Source organism: Neolewinella marina, assembly GCF_002631205.1.
In the GTDB taxonomy this organism is placed as follows: domain Bacteria; phylum Bacteroidota; class Bacteroidia; order Chitinophagales; family Saprospiraceae; genus Neolewinella; species Neolewinella marina.
The window spans coordinates 17,309-39,587 of the sequence record NZ_PDLO01000008.1 but is presented as its reverse complement, the minus strand read 5'-3'; the positions used below and the strand labels follow the sequence as shown (position 1 = coordinate 39,587).

The 22,279-nt window shown below is 62.2% G+C and carries 18 protein-coding genes; 8 read left to right on the top strand and 10 right to left on the bottom strand.

Features of this window, described 5'->3' with window-relative positions; all coding sequences use genetic code 11:
* The first annotated feature begins 145 nt into the window (after positions 1–145).
* From rffA to CGL56_RS15285, 4 genes are all read left to right on the top strand, one after another.
* The gene (rffA, locus tag CGL56_RS15300; protein WP_099107454.1) at positions 146–1,285 is read left to right on the top strand and encodes a dTDP-4-amino-4,6-dideoxygalactose transaminase; all 1,140 of its coding nucleotides are present in this window, start codon (positions 146–148) and stop codon (positions 1,283–1,285) included.
* A gap of 160 nt (positions 1,286–1,445) precedes the next feature.
* Positions 1,446–1,892 (top strand): acyltransferase, encoded by a 447-nt coding sequence (locus tag CGL56_RS15295; RefSeq protein ID WP_167641631.1) that lies wholly within the window; start codon positions 1,446–1,448, stop codon positions 1,890–1,892.
* A 78-nt stretch (positions 1,893–1,970) separates the two neighbouring features.
* Complete coding sequence (locus CGL56_RS15290) at positions 1,971–3,416, top strand: MOP flippase family protein (RefSeq protein ID WP_099107452.1); 1,446 nt, start codon at positions 1,971–1,973, stop codon at positions 3,414–3,416.
* 28 nt (positions 3,417–3,444) lie between these two features.
* Entirely contained in the window at positions 3,445–4,647 is a 1,203-nt protein-coding gene (locus tag CGL56_RS15285; protein WP_099107451.1) for a glycosyltransferase, read from the top strand.
* Here CGL56_RS15285 and CGL56_RS15280 read toward each other — a convergent pair.
* Complete coding sequence (locus tag CGL56_RS15280) at positions 4,630–5,847, bottom strand: glycosyltransferase (protein ID WP_167641630.1); 1,218 nt, start codon at positions 5,845–5,847, stop codon at positions 4,630–4,632. The two genes, CGL56_RS15285 and CGL56_RS15280, sit on opposite strands and share 18 nt — an antisense overlap.
* Positions 5,848–5,950: 103 nt before the next feature.
* Between CGL56_RS15280 and CGL56_RS15275 the strand changes: the two genes are divergently transcribed.
* From CGL56_RS15275 to CGL56_RS15265, 3 genes are read left to right on the top strand one after another with little or no spacing between them, the layout of a single operon-like run.
* Positions 5,951–6,862, top strand: a complete 912-nt coding sequence (locus CGL56_RS15275; RefSeq protein WP_167641629.1) for a class I SAM-dependent methyltransferase — start codon at positions 5,951–5,953, stop codon at positions 6,860–6,862.
* The gene (locus CGL56_RS15270; RefSeq protein ID WP_167641628.1) at positions 6,859–7,749 is read left to right on the top strand and encodes a glycosyltransferase family 2 protein; all 891 of its coding nucleotides are present in this window, start codon (positions 6,859–6,861) and stop codon (positions 7,747–7,749) included. The genes CGL56_RS15275 and CGL56_RS15270 overlap by 4 nt, the downstream gene beginning before the upstream one ends.
* Before the next feature lie 47 nt (positions 7,750–7,796).
* The gene (locus CGL56_RS15265; protein ID WP_099107579.1) at positions 7,797–9,428 is read left to right on the top strand and encodes an aspartate:alanine exchanger family transporter; all 1,632 of its coding nucleotides are present in this window, start codon (positions 7,797–7,799) and stop codon (positions 9,426–9,428) included.
* 338 nt (positions 9,429–9,766) lie between these two features.
* Here CGL56_RS15265 and CGL56_RS15260 read toward each other — a convergent pair whose 3' ends face one another.
* On the bottom strand, positions 9,767–10,687 hold the full coding sequence (locus CGL56_RS15260; protein ID WP_099107447.1) for a M23 family metallopeptidase: 921 nt from the start codon (positions 10,685–10,687) through the stop codon (positions 9,767–9,769).
* A 179-nt stretch (positions 10,688–10,866) separates the two neighbouring features.
* On the opposite strand from CGL56_RS15260, the gene porW reads away from it, so the two are divergent.
* Positions 10,867–13,881 (top strand): type IX secretion system periplasmic lipoprotein PorW/SprE, encoded by a 3,015-nt coding sequence (gene porW, locus CGL56_RS15255; protein ID WP_143470748.1) that lies wholly within the window; start codon positions 10,867–10,869, stop codon positions 13,879–13,881.
* On the opposite strand, the gene CGL56_RS15250 is transcribed toward porW, so the two are convergent.
* The 8 genes from CGL56_RS15250 to CGL56_RS15215 form a co-directional block, all read right to left on the bottom strand.
* The gene (locus CGL56_RS15250; RefSeq protein WP_099107445.1) at positions 13,872–14,783 is read right to left on the bottom strand and encodes a class I SAM-dependent methyltransferase; all 912 of its coding nucleotides are present in this window, start codon (positions 14,781–14,783) and stop codon (positions 13,872–13,874) included. The two genes, porW and CGL56_RS15250, sit on opposite strands and share 10 nt — an antisense overlap.
* A gap of 24 nt (positions 14,784–14,807) precedes the next feature.
* Positions 14,808–15,701, bottom strand: a complete 894-nt coding sequence (gene hemF, locus CGL56_RS15245) for an oxygen-dependent coproporphyrinogen oxidase (protein WP_099107444.1) — start codon at positions 15,699–15,701, stop codon at positions 14,808–14,810.
* Positions 15,701–16,054 (bottom strand): arsenate reductase family protein, encoded by a 354-nt coding sequence (locus CGL56_RS15240; RefSeq protein ID WP_099107443.1) that lies wholly within the window; start codon positions 16,052–16,054, stop codon positions 15,701–15,703. Before CGL56_RS15240 ends, hemF begins: the two co-directional genes overlap by 1 nt.
* A 9-nt stretch (positions 16,055–16,063) precedes the next feature.
* The gene (locus CGL56_RS15235) at positions 16,064–16,591 is read right to left on the bottom strand and encodes a biliverdin-producing heme oxygenase (RefSeq protein ID WP_099107442.1); all 528 of its coding nucleotides are present in this window, start codon (positions 16,589–16,591) and stop codon (positions 16,064–16,066) included.
* Positions 16,588–17,073, bottom strand: coding sequence for a response regulator (locus CGL56_RS15230; RefSeq protein ID WP_099107441.1), 486 nt, complete (start codon positions 17,071–17,073; stop codon positions 16,588–16,590). The genes CGL56_RS15235 and CGL56_RS15230 overlap by 4 nt, the downstream gene beginning before the upstream one ends.
* Positions 17,073–19,376, bottom strand: coding sequence for an ATP-binding protein (locus CGL56_RS15225; protein WP_099107440.1), 2,304 nt, complete (start codon positions 19,374–19,376; stop codon positions 17,073–17,075). The genes CGL56_RS15230 and CGL56_RS15225 overlap by 1 nt, the downstream gene beginning before the upstream one ends.
* A 130-nt stretch (positions 19,377–19,506) precedes the next feature.
* Positions 19,507–19,935: a response regulator gene (locus tag CGL56_RS15220; RefSeq protein ID WP_099107439.1), complete on the bottom strand. Its 429-nt coding sequence runs from the start codon at positions 19,933–19,935 to the stop codon at positions 19,507–19,509.
* Between the two features lie 88 nt (positions 19,936–20,023).
* A complete protein-coding gene (locus tag CGL56_RS15215; protein ID WP_099107438.1) occupies positions 20,024–22,198 on the bottom strand; it encodes an ATP-binding protein in 2,175 nt (724 codons plus the stop codon).
* Between the last annotated feature and the right edge of the window lie 81 nt (positions 22,199–22,279).

The following is a 22,279-nucleotide window of genomic DNA, read 5'->3' as shown; positions in this document are numbered from 1 at the left end:
AGGCCGGGAACCATTAGGTCCGGGAAGCTTACGCCCTCGCCGGTGTACGCTGTGCTGGAGCTAGGGGCGGGGGGTCCCACTTTTTCCCCATCTTTGCACTGCCCCAATTCTAGCCCCTAGCCACCGGTAAACCCATTGCATTCCCATGAACAAAATCCCCTTCAACGTACCCTTTATCGCCGGCACGGAGGTCGGATACATGCAGGATGCCATTCAAAGCGGGAAACTGAGCGGTGACGGGAAGTACACGAAACTGGCCCATCAGTTGCTGGAAACCCAAACTTCCGCCAGGAAGGTACTGTTGACTACCTCCTGTACCCACGCCCTGGAGTTGGCTGCCCTGTTGCTGAATATTCAGGTGGGCGACGAGGTGATTTTGCCATCCTACACTTTTGTGTCCACCGCCAATCCCTTCGTGCTCCGGGGAGCAAAGATGGTGTACGTCGACATTCATCCCGAAACGATGAACATCGACGAGCGGCTTATCGAAGCCGCTGTTACCCACCGAACCAAGGCAATTGTTCCCGTACATTACGGGGGCGTAGGCTGTAATATGGGGGCCATATTGGATATCGCTCAGCGGCACAGTCTCTACGTCGTCGAAGATGCCGCCCAATGCATAGGGGCTACGTACAAGGGGAAGGCCCTGGGAACCCTGGGTCATCTGGGGGCGATCAGTTTCCACGATACCAAGAACATTCACTGCGGGGAGGGCGGCGCCTTGTTGATCAATGATCCGGCATTCATCCACCGGGCCGAAATTATCCGGGAAAAGGGCACCAACCGCACCAAATTCCTGCGGGGGGAAATAGACAAGTACACTTGGGTTGACAAAGGTTCAAGTTATCTGCCCAGCGAATTGAATGCTGCTTTTCTGTACGGACAACTATTGGAGACTGATCGGGTGACCTCCACCCGCAGGGAAATCTGGTCGCATTACCAGCGGAGGCTTCAACCCCTGGCCAAAACCGGACGTATTGGCCTTGCGGAAACAGGCGAGAGTAGTCATAACGGCCATCTGTTCTTCCTCAAGTGTCGGGACATCGAGGAACGGCAGGAGTTGATTGAATTTCTGAAACAAAGGGACATCTACACGGTGTTCCACTATATTCCTTTGCACTCCGCCATCGCCGGTCACGCTACCGGGACCTTCCACGGGCAGGATATCCACACCACCCGAGAGAGCGAAAGGCTGCTCAGACTTCCCCTCTATGTGGGGTTGACCACGATTGAGGTCGATCGCGTGTGCAGTGCCATCGAGATGTACTATGGTTACCCTGCTTAAACGATTGGTCAAACGCATACTTGCCCTTACCGGCATCTACCGCCTTATCGATCAGCGGGTGCAACCGCGCATGGTAAGGCCCTACCATGACCCCCGGACGTATACCATTTATCCAAATACCCGGGTCAGCAATACGGCGGTTCTTTATCATCCTGATCGGATGAGGCTGGCCGACTACATTTACGTGGGGCACTATTGCGTACTGGACGCCACCGGTGGCTTGACGATAGGGGAGGGAACCCAGATTGCCGCCATGGCCGGGGTGTTTTCTCACAGCAGCCACTGCGCCATCCGGCTGTACGGTCAGGAATACATCCGGGTACCCGAAGATCAGAAGGTAGGATACTTCAAGAAACCGGTGAGCATTGGCAGCTATGTCTACCTGGGGGCCGGTTGCAAAGTGCTGCCGGGGGTGTCCATCGGCGACTATGCAGTGGTCGCGGCCGGCGCCATCGTCACCCGGGACGTCCCCACCTGTAAAGTCGTGGCCGGCTGTCCGGCGAGAATTATCGGAGATGTCACCGATCAGGATCACCCTTTTCTCGAGGATCACCCGGAACTGCTCCACTCTTATGTTGTGCCCCGCAACGGTTCACACGAGCCTTGATAGTGAGAACTCCATACGACAGTTCGGCCACCCGCTTCCCAAGGGGTAAGGGCGGGCGGGTAGCGGAAAACCGCTGCGATGAGTAATCCATTTCGCAGCAAGACCATCAGCGGCCTCAAGTGGAACGCGGTCAGCCGGGGTGTAGTGCAGGTCACCACCATCGTCCTTGGGATCGTCTTGGCTCGTTTGCTATCTCCTTCCGAGTTCGGCCTGGTGGCCATGGTAACCGTCCTGACAGGCTTCGGGACCGTCTTTGTGGACTTCGGGTTCACCAGTGCGATCATCCAGAACAAGAACTCGGACCAACGCCACTGGTCCAGCGTATTCTGGCTCAACCTTACGGTAAGCGTACTCATTGCAATCGTGCTGAGTGTTTCGGCGCCGCTCATTGCCAGGTTCTACCAGGAACCGGAACTGAGGTTGGTTACCGTAGTTATTGCCTGGACCTTCGTGTTCCAATCTTTCAATTTGGTACAGGAGGCACTGTTGCGCAAGCGGATGGAGTTCAAGCAGTTGACCCTCATCCGGATTGTTGCCCAATTGGTAGGGGGCGGGGTAGGTATCGGCGCGGCCCTGTCGGGGCTGTCCTACTGGAGCCTGGTGGCCAAGGAATACGCCACCATATTCTGCACTAATCTTGGCATCTGGCTGGTGTCTTCCTGGCGGCCCGGGTTCATTCTTGAAAGATCCGCCATCAGGGAGATGATGAGCTTTTCTCTGCCACTCATGGGCTCGCAGACGTTGAACTACTGGACCAGGAATGCCGACAACCTCATGGTGGGCAAGGTACTTGGGGAAAGTGCACTGGGGGTTTATTCCCGGGCGTATACTCTAATGCTGCTTCCCCTGAGCAACATCTCGAATGTGATCTCCGGGGTCATGTTTCCGGCCTACTCCCAGATTCAGGACGAGAAGGAGCGGATTAAAAGGATTTACCTGCGCATCACCCGGGTCATTGGTTACCTAACCTTCCCAATGATGTTCGGGCTGTGTGTGGTTGCCGAACCCTTCATCGCCTTGCTGCTTGGCCCCCAGTGGATGGGGGTCGTGCCGGTGATCGAAATTCTGGCCCCCCTCGGCGCGGTACAGTCCATATCAACCCTCGAGGGGAACATCTTCCTTTCCCAGGGAGCGACCCGACTGCAGTTCGTTACGGGGGTCATCAGCAAAGTCGTGATGGTAGCCTCCATGGCCGTAGGGCTGTACTTGGGAGATCTAACCGGCATTGCTTGGGCTTACCTGATCAGCTCCACGACGGTGGCCTTTGCCATGTTTCATTATATGGGAAAACTCATTGACCTGTCCCTTTACGAAATCTGCCGGAACCTCTTCCCGATGTTCATGGCGGCAGTAACCATGGCCCTGGCCGTATGGTTGCTGGACTACGTTTACCTCCATAACTGGCCGGATCTTGCGCGGCTGTTGTCACTGGTGCTGTCCGGGGCGGGGGCGTATCTTCTGCTGTCCTTCGTGTTCGGCCTGGACGAACTGGCGTACCTCTATCGCATCCTCAGGGAGCGATAGCCCTATACTGAACTTCGACTGTCCTTCCATGATCGTCCTCCATAATTTTTACGCCTATCTGCCGACCTCCCAGAACTGGGCATACAAGCTGGTAAGGCATACCCCAGCAACCAAGACATTGGTGTACGCCAGTGAATACTTGAAAACCAACTTTTATTCCGGTGACATTACCTACCTGAATGATGGATTGCCGGGACTGAACGATGCCAGACGCAGGTACGCGGAAGGGCGCGGCTGGCGTGAACGCTGGCTATACGGAGTTCTTACCGCCGTGGAAAAGCTGGTATTAGCGTACCATAAAAGCGCCTACCTTCAGGAGTTGCGGCACCACCGGGTGGACATCGTACACTCTCACTTTGCCACAGTAGCTATTGGTAAGAAGAACCTGATTAAGCGGTCGGGATGCCGCCACGTCGTTTCCTTCTACGGCTACGATTATGAGATGGCACCCCGGGCCGACCCGTCCATTATGTCGGCCTATCGGCAGTTGTTTGTCGAGGCGGATGCCTTTGTCTGCGAGGGGAACAACGGGGCACGCATTCTGGCGGACTATGGTTGCCCCGAACACAAGATCCACGTTATTAAACTAGGCATTGAACCAGGAAAGGTTACGCCCCAGGTCGGCAACAAGGACTCTGGGCAACTCCGGTTGATTCAAATTGCCAACTACACCGAGAAAAAGGGCCACATCTATTCGCTCAGGGCCTTCGCCAAAGCCTTGCCGCATTGCCCCGGATTACGGCTCACCCTTGTCGGCAGTGCAAAAAGGCCTGAAGACCAGTTGGTCGCAGCAGAGGTTGTTACAGCCATCGAAAGGCTCGGGCTTAGCCATGCCGTAGAATTGGTTGCTAGCATTGACTACAGCCGGCTTTCTACTTACCTGCAGGATTTTGACGTATTTATTCATCCCAGCTGTTACGCCGAGAATTACGATTGCGAGGGGGGGGCACCCGTCGTCATTCTGGACGCTCAGGCAGCGGGACTGCCCGTCATCAGTACCCGGCACTGTGATATACCCGACGAAGTCTTGGACCAGGTGACGGGGCTGTTGTCTCCGGAGAAGGACGTGGAGGCACTGGCCAAGTCAATTGTTGCATTTTATAATATGTCGAACGACAGTTACCAGCGGTTCTCCAAGGCGGCTGTCCATCACGTCGCTTCCGAGTACAACGTCGCGAACAGTGGAGAAAAACTGGCTACCCTGTATAAGTCGCTATTGGCGGGTAAGTAACAGCAGCAACCGCTCCGTCAGCTCCGGAATAGCGTACTGCGGAAATTCGTTCGCGGGGGCGGCGGTGCGCGGGTGCCGGGCCGCCAGCCGGTGCAGCAGGGGGACCATGGTGTCCACCGCGTCGGTGGCGCAGAAGTGTCCCTTTTCCTCCAGCAGGCGGCTGACCTCCGTAGGCGGGCCCAGGTAGATCACCTCACAGCCCGCGGCGAGGAAGTCGTACAGTTTAATGGGCACCGTCTGGGTGTAGTTGGCGTCGTGGAGCACCAGTCCGAAGCGCGACTCCGCCAGGATCCGGGCCATGGCGGGCGGGGAAACCACGTCGTGCAGCCGGACGAAGCGGGCGTAGGCCTCCCGGACCCCGGGCTCGTAGTCGTCCAGGGCGGGCCGCTCGTTGGTGTAGAGGTGGATGCGGAAGTGCTGGTTCAGCACGGGGTCGTCCACCTGGACGAGCCCGCGCAGCAGGTTCGCCAGCGTCTCCATGCGCTCGCGGATCAGGGTGCCGGGGCATACGGCGATCATGTTGCCGCGCCGCAGCCGGGTGGCGTCGGGGAAATCTTCCGGGTCGTAGCCATTGGGTAGCACCCGGAACTTGAGGTCCGATTCCGGGAAGCGGCGGGAGTAGTCGCGGCGGTGCTCCTCGGTGGTGAACCACACCTCGTCCACCCGCGACAAGGCTTCCCCCTCCAGGGCCGTATACCGCTCCCGCTCCGGACTTTCAGTACGCCCGTAGTCGGGGAAGAAGTAAGTCCAGGGGTCCCGGTAATCCACGATGAACCGCACCCCGGGGTAGTCGGCCGCCAGTTCCGCGAAGGGCATCAGGGCCGAGAAGGAGGGCACGGTCAGGATCACCGCGTCGAAGGGGGTGCCGCTGTCCAGCCGCTGGCGGCACTGGCGGACGAAGTGCCGGCCCCAGCCCTGGGCGGTATCGATGGGGTGGGTGGTGCGCTGCAGTACCCGGGAGCCGATCTTGACGAGGATGCCGCGGCGGGGTTGCCGCAGATAGTCCGGATAGCCCGCCGGGGTGGGGTAGCGGACGATGCGGTCGTTGCCGCTCACGTCGGCGCACCAGTTCACCCGGTCGCGGAAGGGATAGTCGGCGCAGACCACCTCGGTAGTCACCCCCTGCCGGCTCAGGTACTTGGCAAACTTGCTCCACCGCCGGGTGCCGACACCTCCCTGCGGACACCAGCGGTAACTCACTAAAAGGATGCGTTGGTGTAGTTTGCTGGAAGTCATACCTTTGGCGACAAACGATAGTTTATTGGAGCGATTTACCCAGTGCCCGGTCTGCAAAGATGATCATTTGCAGACCCAAAAACAATTCACTTTCCGCAAGTCCGCCGGAAACGATCGCACCGCCGAACTCAACCGGATATACCTCGATCTGATCGCCCGGGCCCCCGACGGCCAGGCCACGGTCGACGTATCCCGCTGCCCCGCCTGCAGCTTCCTCTTCACCAATCCGCGGCTGTCGCCGGCCGACCTCGACCGCAAGTACGCCGAGATCGCGGCCTTCGACCTGGCCCACCGCCGCAAACGGGGCCGCCCGCCCCACCTGGAGGAGCGCCGCCGCCGCACTACCCCCTTCCTGCTCGACCTGCTGCCCCACTCCGCGGCCAGCGTGCTCGACTACGGCGGGGCCGAGGGCTTCCTCCTTTCTCCCCTGATCGACGCCGGCCACCGGGGCTACGTAGCCGACTATATCGATTACGAGCGGGAGGACGACCGCATCCGCTACCTTGGCCAGCAACTCAGCGAGGAAGTGGCCAACCGTGGCCCCTACGACCTCATCCTCCTGTTGCATACCCTGGAGCACGTGACCCACCCCGTGGAACTGCTGCAGTCGCTGGGGGAACTCCTCACGCCCACGGGCAAAATTTACGTGGAAGTCCCCCTCGGCGCCTGGCTGGAATGGGCCCACCTGCGCGAGCCCCTGACCCACCTCAATTTCTTCAGCGAGGAATCGGTGGTGAAGGCCGCCGAGCGGGCCGGGCTGCACCCCCACCACGTATCTACCGACTGGCAGTACGTCACCCAGCCCGAAAAGACCCCCTGCATCAACCTGGTGGCGGGCCGGACGCCCTCGCCGGACTTCGACCGGTCGGCCATCCGCTCCGGAAAGCAGCAGATGAACCCCCTCCACCAGCTCTGGCCGGCCCTGGGCGTGAACCCGCGCTACTACGGCAAGATTGCCCTCAAGTCCCTGCTGTCGTGAGCGCCGCGCCGGGACCCATCCACCTGCTGCTGCCCACCCACCAGCGGGCCAACCTGCTGCGGCGCTGCCTGGACAGCCTCGACCAGATGGCGGCGGAGCTCACCGACTGTACCCTCCACGTGATCGAGAACGGGTCGCGGGTAGCGGAGGAGCTGACAGCCGGTTACGCCCCCCGGCTGCCGGTCCGCTACCACCATTTCCCGGCGGGCAACAAAAGCCTGGCCCTGAACGCCACCCTGGAGCTCCTCCCCGCGGACGCCTTTCTCATTTTCCTGGACGACGACGTGGCCGTCCGCCCCGGCACGGTCACCGCCTTCCGGAAGGCCGCGGCGGAATTCGGTCCCGGCCACTTCTTCGGTGGGGTGCTCCACCCGGATTACGAAGTGGCCCCGGAACCGGCCGTCGTACCCTACCTGCCCCCCTCCGCCCGGCTGGTAGACCACTCCGGGGGGAAGGACCTGCGGGTGCTCACCTCCTTCACCTACTTCATGGGCGCCTGCTGGGCCTGCTTTGCACGGGACCTGCGCGCCGCCGGCAACTTCAGCGGTGAATTCGGACCGGGTGCCAGCAGTGGGGCCCGCGGACAGGAAACCGACGCCCAGCAGCGGTTGCGGGAGTTGGGTGGGATATCCGTCTTCGTGCGCCGCGCCGCCGTGGACCACCACGTCACCGCCCGAATGGTGACGGCCGACTACGCCAGCGACCGGATCTTCCACGCCAGCATCTACAAGGGCCGCGCCGCACCCGGGGTGGTCCATACCCTGGGTATGCTCACCAAACTGGTGTACAGCAGCCTGCTCCTTTTCCTGCAACCCGGCCACCCCGGCCATCGTTACCGTATTGCCAAGGCGGCCGGATACTTCCGCGGCCTTTCCCAGCGCGGGTGAACCCCTTCGACCGCGGCCCTGTTTCCGACAACTCCCCCCCCCCGCCCATGGTCGAAATCTTTATCCGCTCCCCCCTGCTGCTCCTGTTCACCGTCATGGCCATCGGCTACGGCCTCGGCGAGATCCGCATCCGGGGTTTCAAGCTGGGCGTAGCGGCCGTCCTCTTCGTCGGCCTGGGCTTCGGCGCCCTCGATCCGGGACTGGAAGTGCCCCAGTTCATCACCTTTCTCGGGCTGGCCATCTTCGTCTACACGGTAGGGCTCACCTCCGCCCCGGCTTTCTTCGCCAGTTTCCAGCGCAACGGGTTCCGCGACATCTACTTCGCCACGGGTACGGTGGCACTCTCCGCCCTGCTCGCCTACGGCATCGGCGAATGGCTGCAGTTTGACGCGGCGACCACCAGCGGACTCTACGCCGGAGCCAGTACCAACACCCCGGCCCTGGCGGGCCTCCTGGACGCCATTCAGAAAAACGCCCCCCTCGACGTCCGCGACGCCGTTAGTCAACAGGCCGTAGTGGGCTATTCCCTGGCCTACCCCCTGGGCGTACTCGGGGTCATGCTCGGCATCTTCGCCCTGCAGCGAATGTACCGCATCGATTACGGGGCCGAATTCCGTAGCCTCCAGAAGGACTACCCGATGGGGGAGAAGCTCGTGAGCCAGACCTTCAAGGTGGAATCCCCGGAAATCATCGGCCGCACCCTGCGGGAGTTCCGCCGCGACCACCACCTCGGCGTTGTCTTCGGGCGGATGCTGCGCGACGGCCATACCACCCTGACCACCTGGGACAGCACGCCGCAGGCCGGGGACCTGATCGTACTGGTGGGGCCCCAGGAAGCCATCGACGAGGCCGCGGCCTTCGTGGGGCCACCGGCGGAGGGGCAGCTGAGTCACGACCGTTCGGTTTTTGATGTCCGCCGCATCTTCGTTTCCAACGAAGAGATCGCCGGCAAGACCATAGCCTCCCTCAACCTCCAGGAGCGGTTCAACATTCTCATCACCCGGGTGCAGCGGGGCGACATGGACCTCCTGGCCAGTGGCGATACCGTGCTCGAACTTGGCGACCGCATCCTGCTGGTGGCCCATCGCAATGACCTGCCGGAGGTATTCCGGGTGTTCGGCAACAGCTACGAGGCGCTATCCCGCGTCAACCTGCTTTCCTTCGGACTGGGCATCACCCTGGGCCTCCTCCTGGGCATGATCACCTTCGCCCTGCCTGGGGGCTACTCCTTCAGCCTGGGTTTCGCGGGCGGACCGCTGATCGTGGCCCTGCTGCTCGGACAGCTGCGCCGCACCGGTCCCATCGTCTGGACGCTTCCCTACGGCGCCAACCTCACCCTGCGGCAGCTCGGACTCATCTTCCTCCTGGCGGGCATCGGCATCCGTTCCGGGCAGACCTTCTACCAGACCCTGCAGACGGACCTGGGCCTCAAACTCTTCCTCGCCGGCGGGGCCATCGCCGTCATCACCACCGTGGCCACCATCGTGATCGGCTACCGGGTGCTGCGCATCCCCTTCAGCTTCCTGGGCGGCATGGTGGGCAGTCAGCCCGCGGTACTGGAATTCGCCGTCGAACAGGCCGGCAACAAGTATCCCACCATCGGCTATACCCGCATGCTCCCCGTGGTGCTGATCGGGAAGATTTTGGCGGTGCAGCTGCTTTATAGCTTGCTCAGCTAAGGGGGCAAGGGGTGAATGGGTGAAGGAGTGAATGGGTGAATGGGGGCTCGCACACCATTGCTTTGGGGAACTACTGATCACCGTCGATCTCTGACTGAAGAGCAAAGGGGGCAAGGAGTTAAGGGGATAAGCGGTCAAGGTTGGCTCGCTCACCATTGCTTTGAGGAACTCCTGATCGCCGTCGATCTCAAGCTGAAGAGCAAAGGGGTTAAGGGGTCAAGGGGTTAAGGTTGGCTCGCTCACCACTGCTTTGAGGAACTCCTGATCGCTGTCGATCTCCGACCGAAGGTCAAGAAGCGAAGGCAACCCAATGACCCAAAAACTCAAAAACCCATCAACTAAAAACTAACAAACGCAGTAGGATCCACCGCCCGGCCTTCGTGCCACAGCTCGAAGTGGAGGTGGGGTCCCGTGCTCTGGGTGCCGGTGTTGCCGATGATGGCGATGGCTTCTCCGGCCTGGACGCGGTCGCCGACCTGCTTGAGGAGGCTGGAATTGTGCTTGTAGAAGCTGATGAGGTTGTTGTCGTGCTGGATGCCGATCACGTTGCCGTTGGCGTTGCTGAATTCCGACAGGAACACGATCCCGGCGCGGGTAGCCTTGATGGCGGTGTTCTGGGGAGCCAGGATGTCGACGCCGGTATGGTCGGTGGCCAGGTTGAAACCGGCGCTCACCTCCCCGTGTACCGGCGCCACGAGATAGACCTGGGCCAGGGGCACGGCGTTGCTGCCCGAGGTGGGCAGGGGGGCGGCCGCCGCGGTGGCTTCCCGCTGTCCCGCGCGCTCGCGTTCGAGTTCCTGGCGCAGGCGGATCTCCTCGGGGGAGGGGGGCAGGGGCGTCACTTCCCCGGTTACTCCGGCTGCTACCGACTGGTTCTCTACGCTGTCGGCGGTGACCGCTTCGCCCAGTACGGTGCGTTTCAGGTTGTCGATGTAGAGGTTTTGTCCCTCCACCAGTTCCATCAGTTCGGCGACGCTGGCTTCCAGTTCGGCCATTTCCCGCCGTTCGATGACGTCGCCGTAGCCGGGGACGTACTCTCGCAGGGGGGTGAATATGATGAGCAGGAAAACCAGTCCGGTAGATAGAAGAAATAAGGTGGAAAGCCCGATGTAGATGTTGAGGGGCGTGAGGTTATAGGTGGCCAGTTCCCGGTAGTCGTGGGCCCCGCGCACCACCAGCTGGTAGCCTTCCCGGAAGCTGCGCCGGAACTGTTCCCAGCGGCTAGCGTTTTCGCTTTTCTCCTCCATGTTGTTTTCCATACGTTTCCGTGGTTGCACGTCCGCCGGGGGGTGGCGGGAACGCAGGTGCAACGACAAAACCCGCCAGCCCACGCCGCCCGGTACACTCAGTCACACTTTACGGTACCTTGCGAACGTTTGCTCGGGGAGCGCCGGCAAAGATAAGGGCGGACCGGCCGGCAAACACTAAACCATAAGATTTGAGACTAACGCGGCTCTTTTTGATTCTATTGGCCTTTCAGCTGCTGATCGCGGCCTGCTCGCCGACCAAGCGGCGGGAAGACCAGGGCATCGTCGCCAAGGCGTGGCACAACACCAACGCCCACTACAACGGCTACTTCAACGCCCGGGAGATCATGGACGAGACCCTCCTGTCGCTCAGTGAGCAGCACGAGGACAACTACAACCAGCGGCTGGACCTCTTCCCCTTCCTGGCGGTCGACAATCCCGCCTCGGTAGCCGGGGAGCTGGATCGCGCCATCGAAAAGGTGGCCATCGTAGTCAAGAAACACCCCTTCAGCAACTGGACGGACGACAGCTACCTGCTGGTCGGGCAGGCCCAGCTCCTCAAGCAGGACTACGAAAGCGCCGAGCGTACCCTGGATTTCGCCGTCACCGAGTTCCGCCCCCGGCCCAAGCGCGGGAAAGGGAAATCCGGTTCCGAAGAATCCGCCGAGGAAGAATTCGAGAGCCGCCGCGAAATAGCCACCAACGAGACCCAGTCGCGCCGCGACCGGCTGAAGGCCCGCCGCGACGCCCAGCGGGAACGGGAACGCACCATCAAGCAGCGCAAGAAGGAGCAAAAGGCCGCCCAGAAGGAAAGGGAACGGGAGCGCAAGGCCAGGATTCGGGCCCGGAAGAAGGGAATCCGCCTGCCCTCCACCAACACCCCCGCCGCCCAGGACACCACCGCCCTGGAAAACGAGCCGGAGACGGTTGCCCTGGAAGAGGAAGCCGAACTGGAGGAAGGCCCCATCGGCATGATCTCCATCTTCAGTAACCGCGGTGCCGACGAGGCCGGCAGCGGTGCCTACGGCTCCAACCCCGGCAGTTACCTGCTCAAACACCGGCCCGCCCACCAGGAGATCCGCTTGTGGCTGGCCTGGACCCTCATCAAGCGCGACAACTTCGACCGCGCCCAGATCATCCTTGAGGACCTGCGCAACGACCGCGGCACCTTCGCCGATGTCCGCCGCAAGGCCATCGCCGTACAGGCCTACCTCTACCTGGAACAGGACCGGTTGGAGGAAGCCATTCCCTACCTCGAAGCCGCCGCTGAAGTAGCCGAGGAGCGCAACGAGCGCGCCCGCTACGCTTACATCGCCGGCCAGCTCTACCAGGAACTGAACCAGCCGGGCAGTGCCATTGACGCCTTCCGCGCGGTGATCGCCGCCAAACCCGCCTACGAACTTGAACTCGGTGCGCGCATCAATATGGCGCAGAACGCCTACCTGAGCGGCAGCGGCAGCCCCTCCGAGGCGATCCGCGACCTCGAACGCATGGCCGGGGAGGAAAAGAACCGAGACTACGAGAGCCAGCTGCTCTACGCCATGGCCGGCATCGCCCTGAACAGCGGCGACGAAACCGCCGGCGCCGAATACCTGCGCCGGGCCCTCAACAGCCCCTCCGGTGGCCCCAACACCCGCGTGGAGGCCTACCAGTTGCTGGGGGATATGGCTTACACCCAGGAAGACTTTCTCACCGCCAAGTTGTACTACGACAGCACCCTGCAGGTGATGGCCCAGACCGACGTGCGCTACCCCGAAACCAGCGGCCGGCGCGACCAACTCACGGGAGTGTCCACCAACCTGGAAACCATTGCCCTCCAGGACAGCCTCCTGCGCATCGGCACGCTGCCGGATGCCGAGCGGCGCAGCTGGGCCGAGGAGGTATTTGAATTGCGCCGGGCTACCAGCTCCGCTACCAACTTCAGCACCCCCGCCACCCGGGGCAGCCTGCCCGTCGCCAACGCCTCGGCCACCGCCGTGGCCACCGGCAGCAGCTTCTGGGCCTACGACAACCAGGCCATCCGCCGCGGGCGCCGCGACTTCACCCGCCGCTGGGGCGACCGCCCCCTCGAGGACAACTGGCGCCGCAGCAACCGCACCGACGTGAGCCTTTTCACCGACGCCGGCGACGCCGCCACTGAAGTGCCGGGTACGGAGCCCGTCACCCTGGTCACCGAGGACGAGATCAACCGCATCCTGGCCGACGTGCCCACCGACGAGGCCGCCCAGCAGGCCACCCGGGCCGAACTGGCCGAAGCCTACTTCAACCTCGGGCGGGAGTACCGCGACCGGGTGGGCAATACCCGCCTGGCCATCGAAGCCTTCGAAACGCTCGACAAGCGGTTCCCCGGCACCACCTACGAGCCGGAAAGCTGGTACTACCTCTACCTCCTGCACCAGGAAGCGGGGAATGCCGCCCAGGCCCGGACCTACGCCGAACGCCTGGCACAGCGGTACGGAGAGACCAAGTTCGCCCGCCTGGCCAACGACCCCAATTTCGTGAACGAGATGGCCGACGAGGAAGCCGGCCGCCGCCGCGCCTACGAGGCCGCCTACGCAGCCTTCGAAAACCGGAACTACGACGAGGCGCGCCGCCATATCAACGCCTCCCTGAGCAGCCTGCCCGAGCAACACGCGCTGCGCGCCCGCTACGACCTGCTCAGCGCCATGGTGGCCGGCAAACTCGAAGGGCGGGCCGCCTACGTGAGCGGACTTCAGCAGGTGGTCAACCAGTACAACAATACCCCCGAGCAAACCCGGGCCCGGGAAATCCTCCGCCTCCTGGGGGAATCGGCCACCCGCGTACCCGGGCGCACCGAAGCCGCGGCCAACACCAGTTTCAAGGCCAGCATGGACGAGATCCACTATGTGCTGATCGTTTTCGAGAATACCGACGCCCGACTGAACGACCTGAAGGTGGACCTGGAAAACTTCAACCAGAAGTACAACAAGGCCGACCGCCTCAAATCGACCCCCATTTACATCGGCCCCAGCAACGAAACCCCCATGCTGGTCATGCGGCGCTTCCGCGACGGAGAGGCGGCCCTGAAGTATTACCGCAATACCCAGGAGAACAGCCAGGATTTTCTGGCCGCCAGCGGCGAAGGCTACCAGGTACTGCCGGTTTCCCAGACGAACTACCGCGAAATCCTCAAGGCCCGCTCCATCGGTGGTTACGCTGAGTGGTTCCGGGAGAACTACGAGTAGGCGGTGATCGTCCAGCAGCGGTGCAGGTTCTTCTTCCGGAAATCCGGGGGAAGGGTCTGGGCCGTAATCTCCCGGGCGGTACCGGCGATGGCTTCCTCCGCGAGCTTGAACCGGCGGTAGTTGGTGCTGAAGTAGAGCATTCCCCCCGGCAGCAGGCGGCGCAGGGCGCCGTTGATCAGTTCTACGTGGTCGCGCTGGGTGTCCAGTACGTCGTCCATCATCTTGGAGTTGGAGAAGGTGGGCGGGTCGAGAACGATCAGGTCGTACCGCTCGGTGACGCCCCCCCTCAGCCACTGTAGCGCATCCTCCCGCAGGAAGCCATAGTTGGCCGGGTCCAGTCCGTTGGCGGCGAAGTTGCGGCGGCCCCAGTCGAGGTAGGTATTGCTCAGGTCGAGGTTGTCCACCCGCTCGGCACCCGCGGTAGCGGCGTATACCCCGAAAGAGCAGGTGTAGGCGAAAAGGTTCAGCACCCGCTTGCCGGCCGCGGCTTCCCCCACCATGCGCCGGGTTTCCCGGTGGTCGAGGAAGAGGCCGGTATCGAGGTAGTCCGTCAGGTTGACGAGCAGGGTCCGGTCGTACTCCCGCACCGGGAATTCCTGTTGGCGGGCGTCCAGCTTTTCGTACTGGGCCTTACCCGATTGCCGCTGCCGCACCTTAAAGAATATCCGCGATTCGGGCACGTCCAGGGTGTCGGACAGGTACGGCAGATAGGCTTCGGGTTCGATATCCTCCCCCCGCTGGTAGACGGCCACGTAGAGCCTGTCGGCGTAGCGGTCTACCGTGATCGGGAACTCATCCAGGTCCGCATCGTAGATCCGGTAGGCTTCCAGCCCGCGCCGCCGCGCCCACTTGTCGTAGTGGCGGGCCATTTTGCGCAGGCGGTTCTGGAAGGCTTGGTTCATGGGGCGGGGCTTGAATTGGGGAAATTACCAGTCCACCCCCTTCCGCAGGAGGCTCAGGGTTTCGGCTTCCCGGCTGCCCGGTTCCGGGCGGTAATCGTAGGTCCAGCCGGCCAGGGGGGGCAGGCTCATCAGGATACTCTCCGTGCGGCCGTTGGTGGTGAGGCCGAACTTGGTGCCCCGGTCCCACACCAGGTTGAACTCCACGTAGCGCCCGCGGCGCAGCTCCTGCCAGCGGCGTTCCTGCTCGCTTACTGCTTTGTCGCGGTTGAGGTCCAGCAGGTGGAGGTAGGTGGGTGCAAAGGTTTCCCCCACGGCCGCCGTAAAGTCAAAAAGCTCGGCCTTCGTCTTACCCTCCGTGGCCGGCTCCAGCCGGTCGTAGAAGATACCGCCGACGCCCCGGGTTTCCTCGCGGTGGGGGATGAAGAAGTAGTCGTCGGCCCACTGCTTGAAGCGGGGGTAGTAGGCCGGGTCGAAGGCGTCGCAGGTGTTGCGCAACTGCTGGTGGAACCAGGCGGCCTGCTCACGATCGATGTAGTGGGGGGTAAGGTCGATGCCGCCGCCGAACCAGAACCGCCCGCCCTCGAGTTCGAAGTAGCGGACATTCATGTGGATGATGGGAACGTGAGGGTTGCGGGGGTGGAGTACGATGCTGACCCCCGTGGCGTAGAAGGCCGTTTCCTCCGCATCCGCCAGGAGGCTGGCGGCGGCGGCCGGCGGGAGCTCCCCGTGTACCGCGCTGAAGTTCACGCCTCCCTTTTCGATGTCGTTGCCGAGCAGCACCCGGGCCCGTCCCCCGCCGCCGCCCGGGCGGTCCCACTCGTCCTCCGTAAAGTCGGCGTGATCGGCCGCGGCGAGGCTGCCGCAGATGCTGTCCTGCAGCTGGCGAAAATATTCGGTGATGATGTGGCGGTCCGGCATCAGTCGTTCAGGGCGTTTTTGGTGGCGGCCACCGTCTTTTTGGCGCTGCCCACGAAGACCTGGTCGCCCACTACGGTAACGGGCCGCTTCAGAAAGGTGTATTCCTCCAGGATGAGGCGGCGGTAATCGTCTTCGGTCAACTCCTGATCGGCCAGGCCGAGGCTGCGGTACTTCATGGCCCGGCGGCTGAACAGGGCTTCATAGCTGCCCGCGTGGGCGGCCAGGAAATCGAGTTCTTCGGCGGTGATGGGCCGCTCCTTGATGTTGATGACTTCCAGCTCAGGTTGGTCGCCCAGCTCGCGGCGGATCCGCTGACAGGTGGCGCAACTGCTCAATTGGTACATTTTTGCCATGCCGCAAAGCTACGGCACCCGCGTCCATTCCCGCCGGAAGGTGGCAAACGCCTCCCGGGCGGCGGCGGTAGCCCGGGCAATGTCGGCGGGCGAAAAGGGTGAACGTCCCAGGAAATTTACGAACGCACGCCACTGCTGCAGCCCCCAGTCGGCCTGGTCGCGGTAGAAGGTAAAGGGGCCTTGGCCGGCCAGCGCCGGGTTGGACTGGAGTTTACGGTAGATCAGGCTCCCGCCCAGACTCGCTCCTTCCAGTACGTAGAGGATGCCCACGGCCCCGGCGCGGTCCACCTGGGTTTGGCCCGGGGCGGCGGGTGCCAGGAAACGGGGCCGATAGCCGTAGTTCCCATCCTGAAAGCCCGCTACCTGGGGTTCCAGCACGAGGTGACTGCGCCGTTGCCAGTCGATCAGGCGGCGGTATTCCGGGGCGGACAGGCTGCCGTCCATGATTTTGTTGCCCAGCGACACCTCTTCCAGGGCCTGGTGGTCCGCGCGGGTGGCGTGGCGCAGGGCGGTAAGGATAGCGGGGGAGGTGCTCATGCCGGAACCCGGTTGTGGTCGATCCAGAAAGTGACCATCACCTTCACCAGTTCATGCAGGTCGCGGTAGCGATTCGGTTTGGTGAGGTAGGCGTTGATGTCGTGATCGTAGGCCCGATTAAGGTCGCGGCGCTCGGCCGAGGCGCTCAGGATGACGACCGGCAGCCGCGACAGCCGGGGCGTGGCGCGGATGTACTCCAGCAGATCCAGTCCACTCAGCCCCGGCATCTTGATGTCCAGCACGATCAACTGCGGCAACTGCTGTCCGCCGGCTACGCACTGTTCCAGGAATCGCTGGGCCAGGCTGCCATTTTCCAGGTGGGTGCAGCTGGTGGCCGGTGCGCAGCGGGAAAGGGCCCGGATGAAGAAGGTGGCGTCCGTCAGGTTGTCTTCGGCGTACAAGATGTAGCTCTCCCCCGGGGGCGGGGGTAGGGGACTGCTGCCGCGCGTCTTCGCAGCCGGGGGTGGAGTGAGGTCCGACATCAGGATGCGTTCTCCGAACCCAGGTGAAAGTTGAAGGTGACGCCAAGCCGGTCGTTGGTTACCCACACCTTGCCGTTGTGGCGCTGGATGATACGGTCCACGATGGCCAGGCCCACGCCCGTACCTTCGGTGTGGGAAGTGGAAGACAGGCGGCTGAACATCTCGAAAATGGTTTGGGTGTACTCTTCCGGGATGGCCGGACCGGTGTTGCTCACGTAATAGGTGGTGGGCTTGCCGCTTTCCGGAGGGTGGGCACCGATTTCCAGGGCCAGTCTGCCGGAAGCGTCGGCTTCCATGTACTTGAAGGCATTGGAAATCAGGTTCAGGTAAAGTTGCCGCAGGAGGCGCCGGTCGGCACTCACCGGAGGCATCTGCTTGCTCATCTCGATGGCGATGTGGTCGGCCCGGGGATAGATGCCCCGTAGCTCCGAGACAACCTCGGCGGCCAGGGGGGCGATCTGCACTTCATCCAGCCGGATGCCCCCGCTGCCTACCCGGCTCAGTTCTAGGATGTCGGTGATGAAGTTGTTCATCTGCTCCACGCCGCTGTGGATCTTGCGGATGATCTGGTGGGCGTCCTCGTCGAGCTGGGGGCCGTAGTCCTCGGCCAGGATTTCCGTGTAGCCATTGATGGCCCGCAGCGGTGCCCGCAGGTCGTGGCTCACGGTGTAGCTGAAGGTTTCCAGGTCTTCCAGGGCCTTGCGCAACTGCTCATTGACCTGCTTGACCTCGGAGTACCGTTGCATGAGGCTGTTGATGACCGTGATGCGCAGGGAGAGCGCCAGATCGATTTCCTCCTTGGTCCAGGGGGAACTGAAGCCTTCTACGGTTTCCACGTAGCGGGCAAAACTCTTTCGCGGGCCGAGCCGCCGGGTACCCGAACCGGATTCGATGACTTCTTTTTCCGGTTTTCCGGCCCAGTTGATGATCTGGGGGATGCTGGGGCGGAACCAGGCGATCCAGTCCGTTAGTTCGGCGTTCAGGAAGACGATCATCACGCCGGCCGCGGTATCGCGGTAGGGGTCAAATTCGGGGAACTCCCGGGCGATCCGGTTGTGGTGGAAGATCAGGTTGTTCTCCAGTTCGTTCTGCTGCCGGCTCCACTCGATCAGCTCGTTCACCATCTCCTGGGGGGGCGCGGTGCGGTAGGCCTGGAAGCGGCCGTCGAACTGGATGCTGGCCCCGCTGGTCCCCTGGAACATGTTCAGGATGTTGTGGGTGCCGACGGTGAGTCCCTCGAAGATGTCCCGGGTCTTGGTGATCATCTCCCCGATGGCCAGGCGGGCCAGGTTGCGGTTCAGGCTCTCCTGGCGGTAGCGGTTGGCCATCTGCAACGAGAGGTGGCCACTGAAGATCTGCCCCACGAAGAGCAGCATATTGCGGATGCTGACGTCGACGAAACGCGGGGAATAGTGGTGCATGGCAAATAGCCCCCACAGCTTTCCTTCCTGGACGATGGCCACGCTCAGGGAGTTGCTCACGCCCATGTAGCCCAGGTATTCCAGGTGAATGGGAGATACGCCCCGGCAACCGGCGGCACTGAGGTCGAGGTGGCGGTCGCCCGCCTGTTCGCTGCGGCGCAGGGGGGAGGGCGGGGCGGTGGTGTCGCTGATGAGGCGTACGCGGTTCTTCAGGTAGAGCTCCCGCGCCTGCTTGGGTATATCGGTATGGGGGTAGCGCAGGCCTTCGAAGGGCTCGAGGTGGTCTTCCCGGGATTCGGCGATGACTTCCCCGTTGTACTCCCCGTCGAAGCGGTAGATCATCACCCGGTCGTAGCCGGTAACCTGCCGCAGTACGGCGGCCGTCTCCCGGAACAGGTTGTCGTACTCCCGCAGGCGCTGGATCTTGGTGATGGCCCGTGAGAGCAATTGCTGGTAGCGGGAGGCGTGGAGGAACTGGGAGGCGGCTTCGACCTCGATCAGCAGGTAATCTCCCGAACGGTTAATGACAACATTTTTCAATACCCGCTCGGCACCGATGGTGAAGAAGGCCTGGATGGGATTGAGGGTTTCAAAGCCATCCTCCCGGTTGAGGCCAACCGGAATCTGGGCGGTCACCTCAAAGCTGAAGACCTCCTGGACGGGGCGATCCAGGATGGACTCCCAGTTCCGGCCCATGTGCTGCAGGGTATTTTCACTGGCAAAACGGACCGTCAGGGTATCCAGGTCGACCGCCACCAGGCAGGCGTGGGCCTGAACGGCCTGAATGAATCGTATGGGCTCCTGGTCGCAGTTTTCTAGATCGACCTTGAAAGGGTACAGTTCCCGCAACTGCTGGGCTACGGGGTCTTGGTTTACTTGCATAGGGAAAGTTCTGCTGCCGGGGGTAAAGCCATTATACAAATCTATTCGGGGAACTATGTGATTCGACGTGATGTAAGCTGTCGCATAGTCATCCGACCTTACAGCAGATCAAAAAGGGAAAGCGGCCGAACTAGGAGGAGGCCGGCCGGAGGCGGTTGGTCTTGATCCAGAAGTAGTTGATGGAACCTACCAGTTCGCGGAGATCCTGAAAGCGGCTGGGCTTGACCAGGTAACCATTGGCGCCGTAATCGTAGGCCCGCGCAATGTCCTGGGGCTCATCGCTGCTGGACATGATAATGACGGGCATGTCTTTCGTACGGGCGTCGCTTTTGAGCTTTTCCAGGACTTCCAGTCCGCTCATGCCCGGCATCTTGATATCGAGGATGGCCAACCGGGGCAGGCTGGCGGTTTCACTGTAGGTGGCCAACCCCTCCAGGGCCTCTACGCCGTTCTTGCACCAGACCAGCTCGGGAGGGGAGTCCAGGCGGCTGAGGGCCCGCCGAAAGAATTCGGCGTCCGTAGTATCGTCTTCGGCAAGTAAAATTTGATTGGTATACATCGTAATACGGGGTAGCGCAATCGCAGGGGTTATAACAAATAACTGTAGGAACAGCAATAAACGAACGTCTTGTATAACGCAGGTATTTTCAGTTGGTTTTAATCTCCCGCAATTCGTGTGGGTCGGTGTAAAAAAGGAAGGTAGCGCCCCGCCCGACCTGACTTTCAATGCGAATTTGCCCTCCGTGACGAATGATGATGCTGCGCACGATGGCCAGCCCGACGCCGTGGCCCGCGTAGTCGTGTTGGGTGACCAGGCGGTTGAACATGCCGAATACCCGGTCCTGGTGGAGGGGGGGGATGCCGATGCCCTTGTCGGCGACGAAGAATTCTCCGTCCCCGAATTCATTGCTGCGCCGGAAGCCCACGGTGATTTCCGGCGGCCGGGTGGAGGGGCTGTACTTGATGGCGTTGGAGAGCAGGTGGTGGAACACTACTCCGAGCAACTGAGCATCGCCGCGGATGAGCGGCATGTTTTCCTCCAGGTTCACCTCCACCGGCGCGGGCTGGTCGGCGTTGAGGGCTTCCATGGTGGTCCGCACCAGGTCGTACACGGAGCAGTTCTCTACGGTTAGCCTGGTCCGGCCTACGCGGCTGAGCTCCAGGATATCGGCGATGTACTGGTTCATCCGGGCGGCGTTCTGCTGGATGGTGTGGATCAGGGCCTGCCCCTGGGCGTCGATCTTGGCGCCGTAGTCTTCGATGAAGATTTCCGCGAAGCCGTCGATGCCCCGTAGCGGTGCGCGCAGGTCATGGCTCACGGTGTAGCTGAAGGACTGCATCTCCTCGTAGGCCATTTGCAGTTGGTGGTTGACCCGGCTGAGCTGGCTGTACTTTTCCATGACCACGTCGCGGATGTACGACTGCAGGTTGCGGGCAGCATCCAGGTCGACCGCCGTCCAGGGCAGGGAATACCCCCGGCGCACCTCGGCGGTGAGCTGAAACCGGGAACCTTCATCGGGTTGGGCTTCCGGGTTGAGGCTTCCGTAGGTTACCTCTTCGACAAATTCGGGGCGGAACCAGGCGATCCAGTCCGTACACCGGGTATTCAGCGGGACAAGCATGATGCCCGACGCGGTATCGGTAAAGTTGGCGGCGGGGGGGTAGACGGCTTCCAGGTGGGCGTGGGTGTAGATCGCCTGGCTGTCGACCACCTTCCCCGCCCAGGCCAGGAGGTCGAGCACCTGCTCGGCGGTGGGGGTGGCCCCCAGGGTAACGAACTGGTTTTCCAGCAGGATGGCCGCGCCGCCGGTATTGGGCACTACATCGAGCAGGGAAGGGTCGGCCTGTTGCAAGCCCTCCACCACGGTTGTCGCCCGGGCGATGTTCTCCCGCATCCGGGCCCGCAGGTGATCGGAGGCCAACCAGTGGCGGTGGGCCTGGTCGGATTCCCGGTAGGTGAGCGCCTGACTGGTCAGGCTGCCCACGAGATGGATGAAGGTCCGCAGTTGGTAGTCCAGGTGGATGGTGTCGTGGGCGTGACCAAAAATGAAACCCCAGAGCTCACCGTGGTTGTAGAGCGCCAGGCTGAGTATGGTCTTGATCTCCAGCTCCTCCATGAAGGCGTAGATCAGGGGGTGGGGCAGCCGGCAGCCGATACACTGGCGAATGACGTCCTCAAACCCCCCGACATCGCCGATCATGCGGACCGGCCCTCCCGGCTGAGTGATGACGTTCAGCACGGATTCCGTAGCGTAGAGGTCGTGGCCGGTATCGGCAAAATCTTCCGGCCGGTAGTGGACACCGTGGAGGAGGGGGAAGGACCCGTCATTGTATTCGGTGCTCACGAAACCGTTGGCCTCCTGGTCGACCTCGAACACCACCGCCCGGCCAAAGCCGAACAGGGTGCCCAGGCGATTGCAGACCGTTTGCAACAACTGCTGGGTCGTAGTGGTGGCTTCGATGGCGTCGTTGAAGTCGCGCAGGGTAAGTTCCGGGACGAAGACCTGGCTCCTGTCGGCCGACCGGGGCTCAATCTCCAGCAGCAATCCCTGGGGCCGTCGCCGCGGCAGGCACTGCCATCCGTTCCAGTCGACCGGCTCCCCGGCCGTGAGGGGGATGGGGTGGGGCGCCCCGTTGGTCTTGGTCGCGTTGATCCGTTGCAGGGTAGCCTCCGAAAACAGGCGACTGGCGGGTTCACCGATCAGGGCACCCGCGTCCGCGCCCAAACCCGTGGGTGGATTATCGCTGATCGCCTGAATCCGACCCTCGGGTGAGAGGACGATCACGCAGGCATAGGATTGTACGGAACTGTCGTGGGGCATACGGTGGGTTAATCCTGGGGCTCATGGGTCGGTTACTGCCACTATAAAGCGTTTGGCCGCCGTGGCATGTTTAAGTACGCA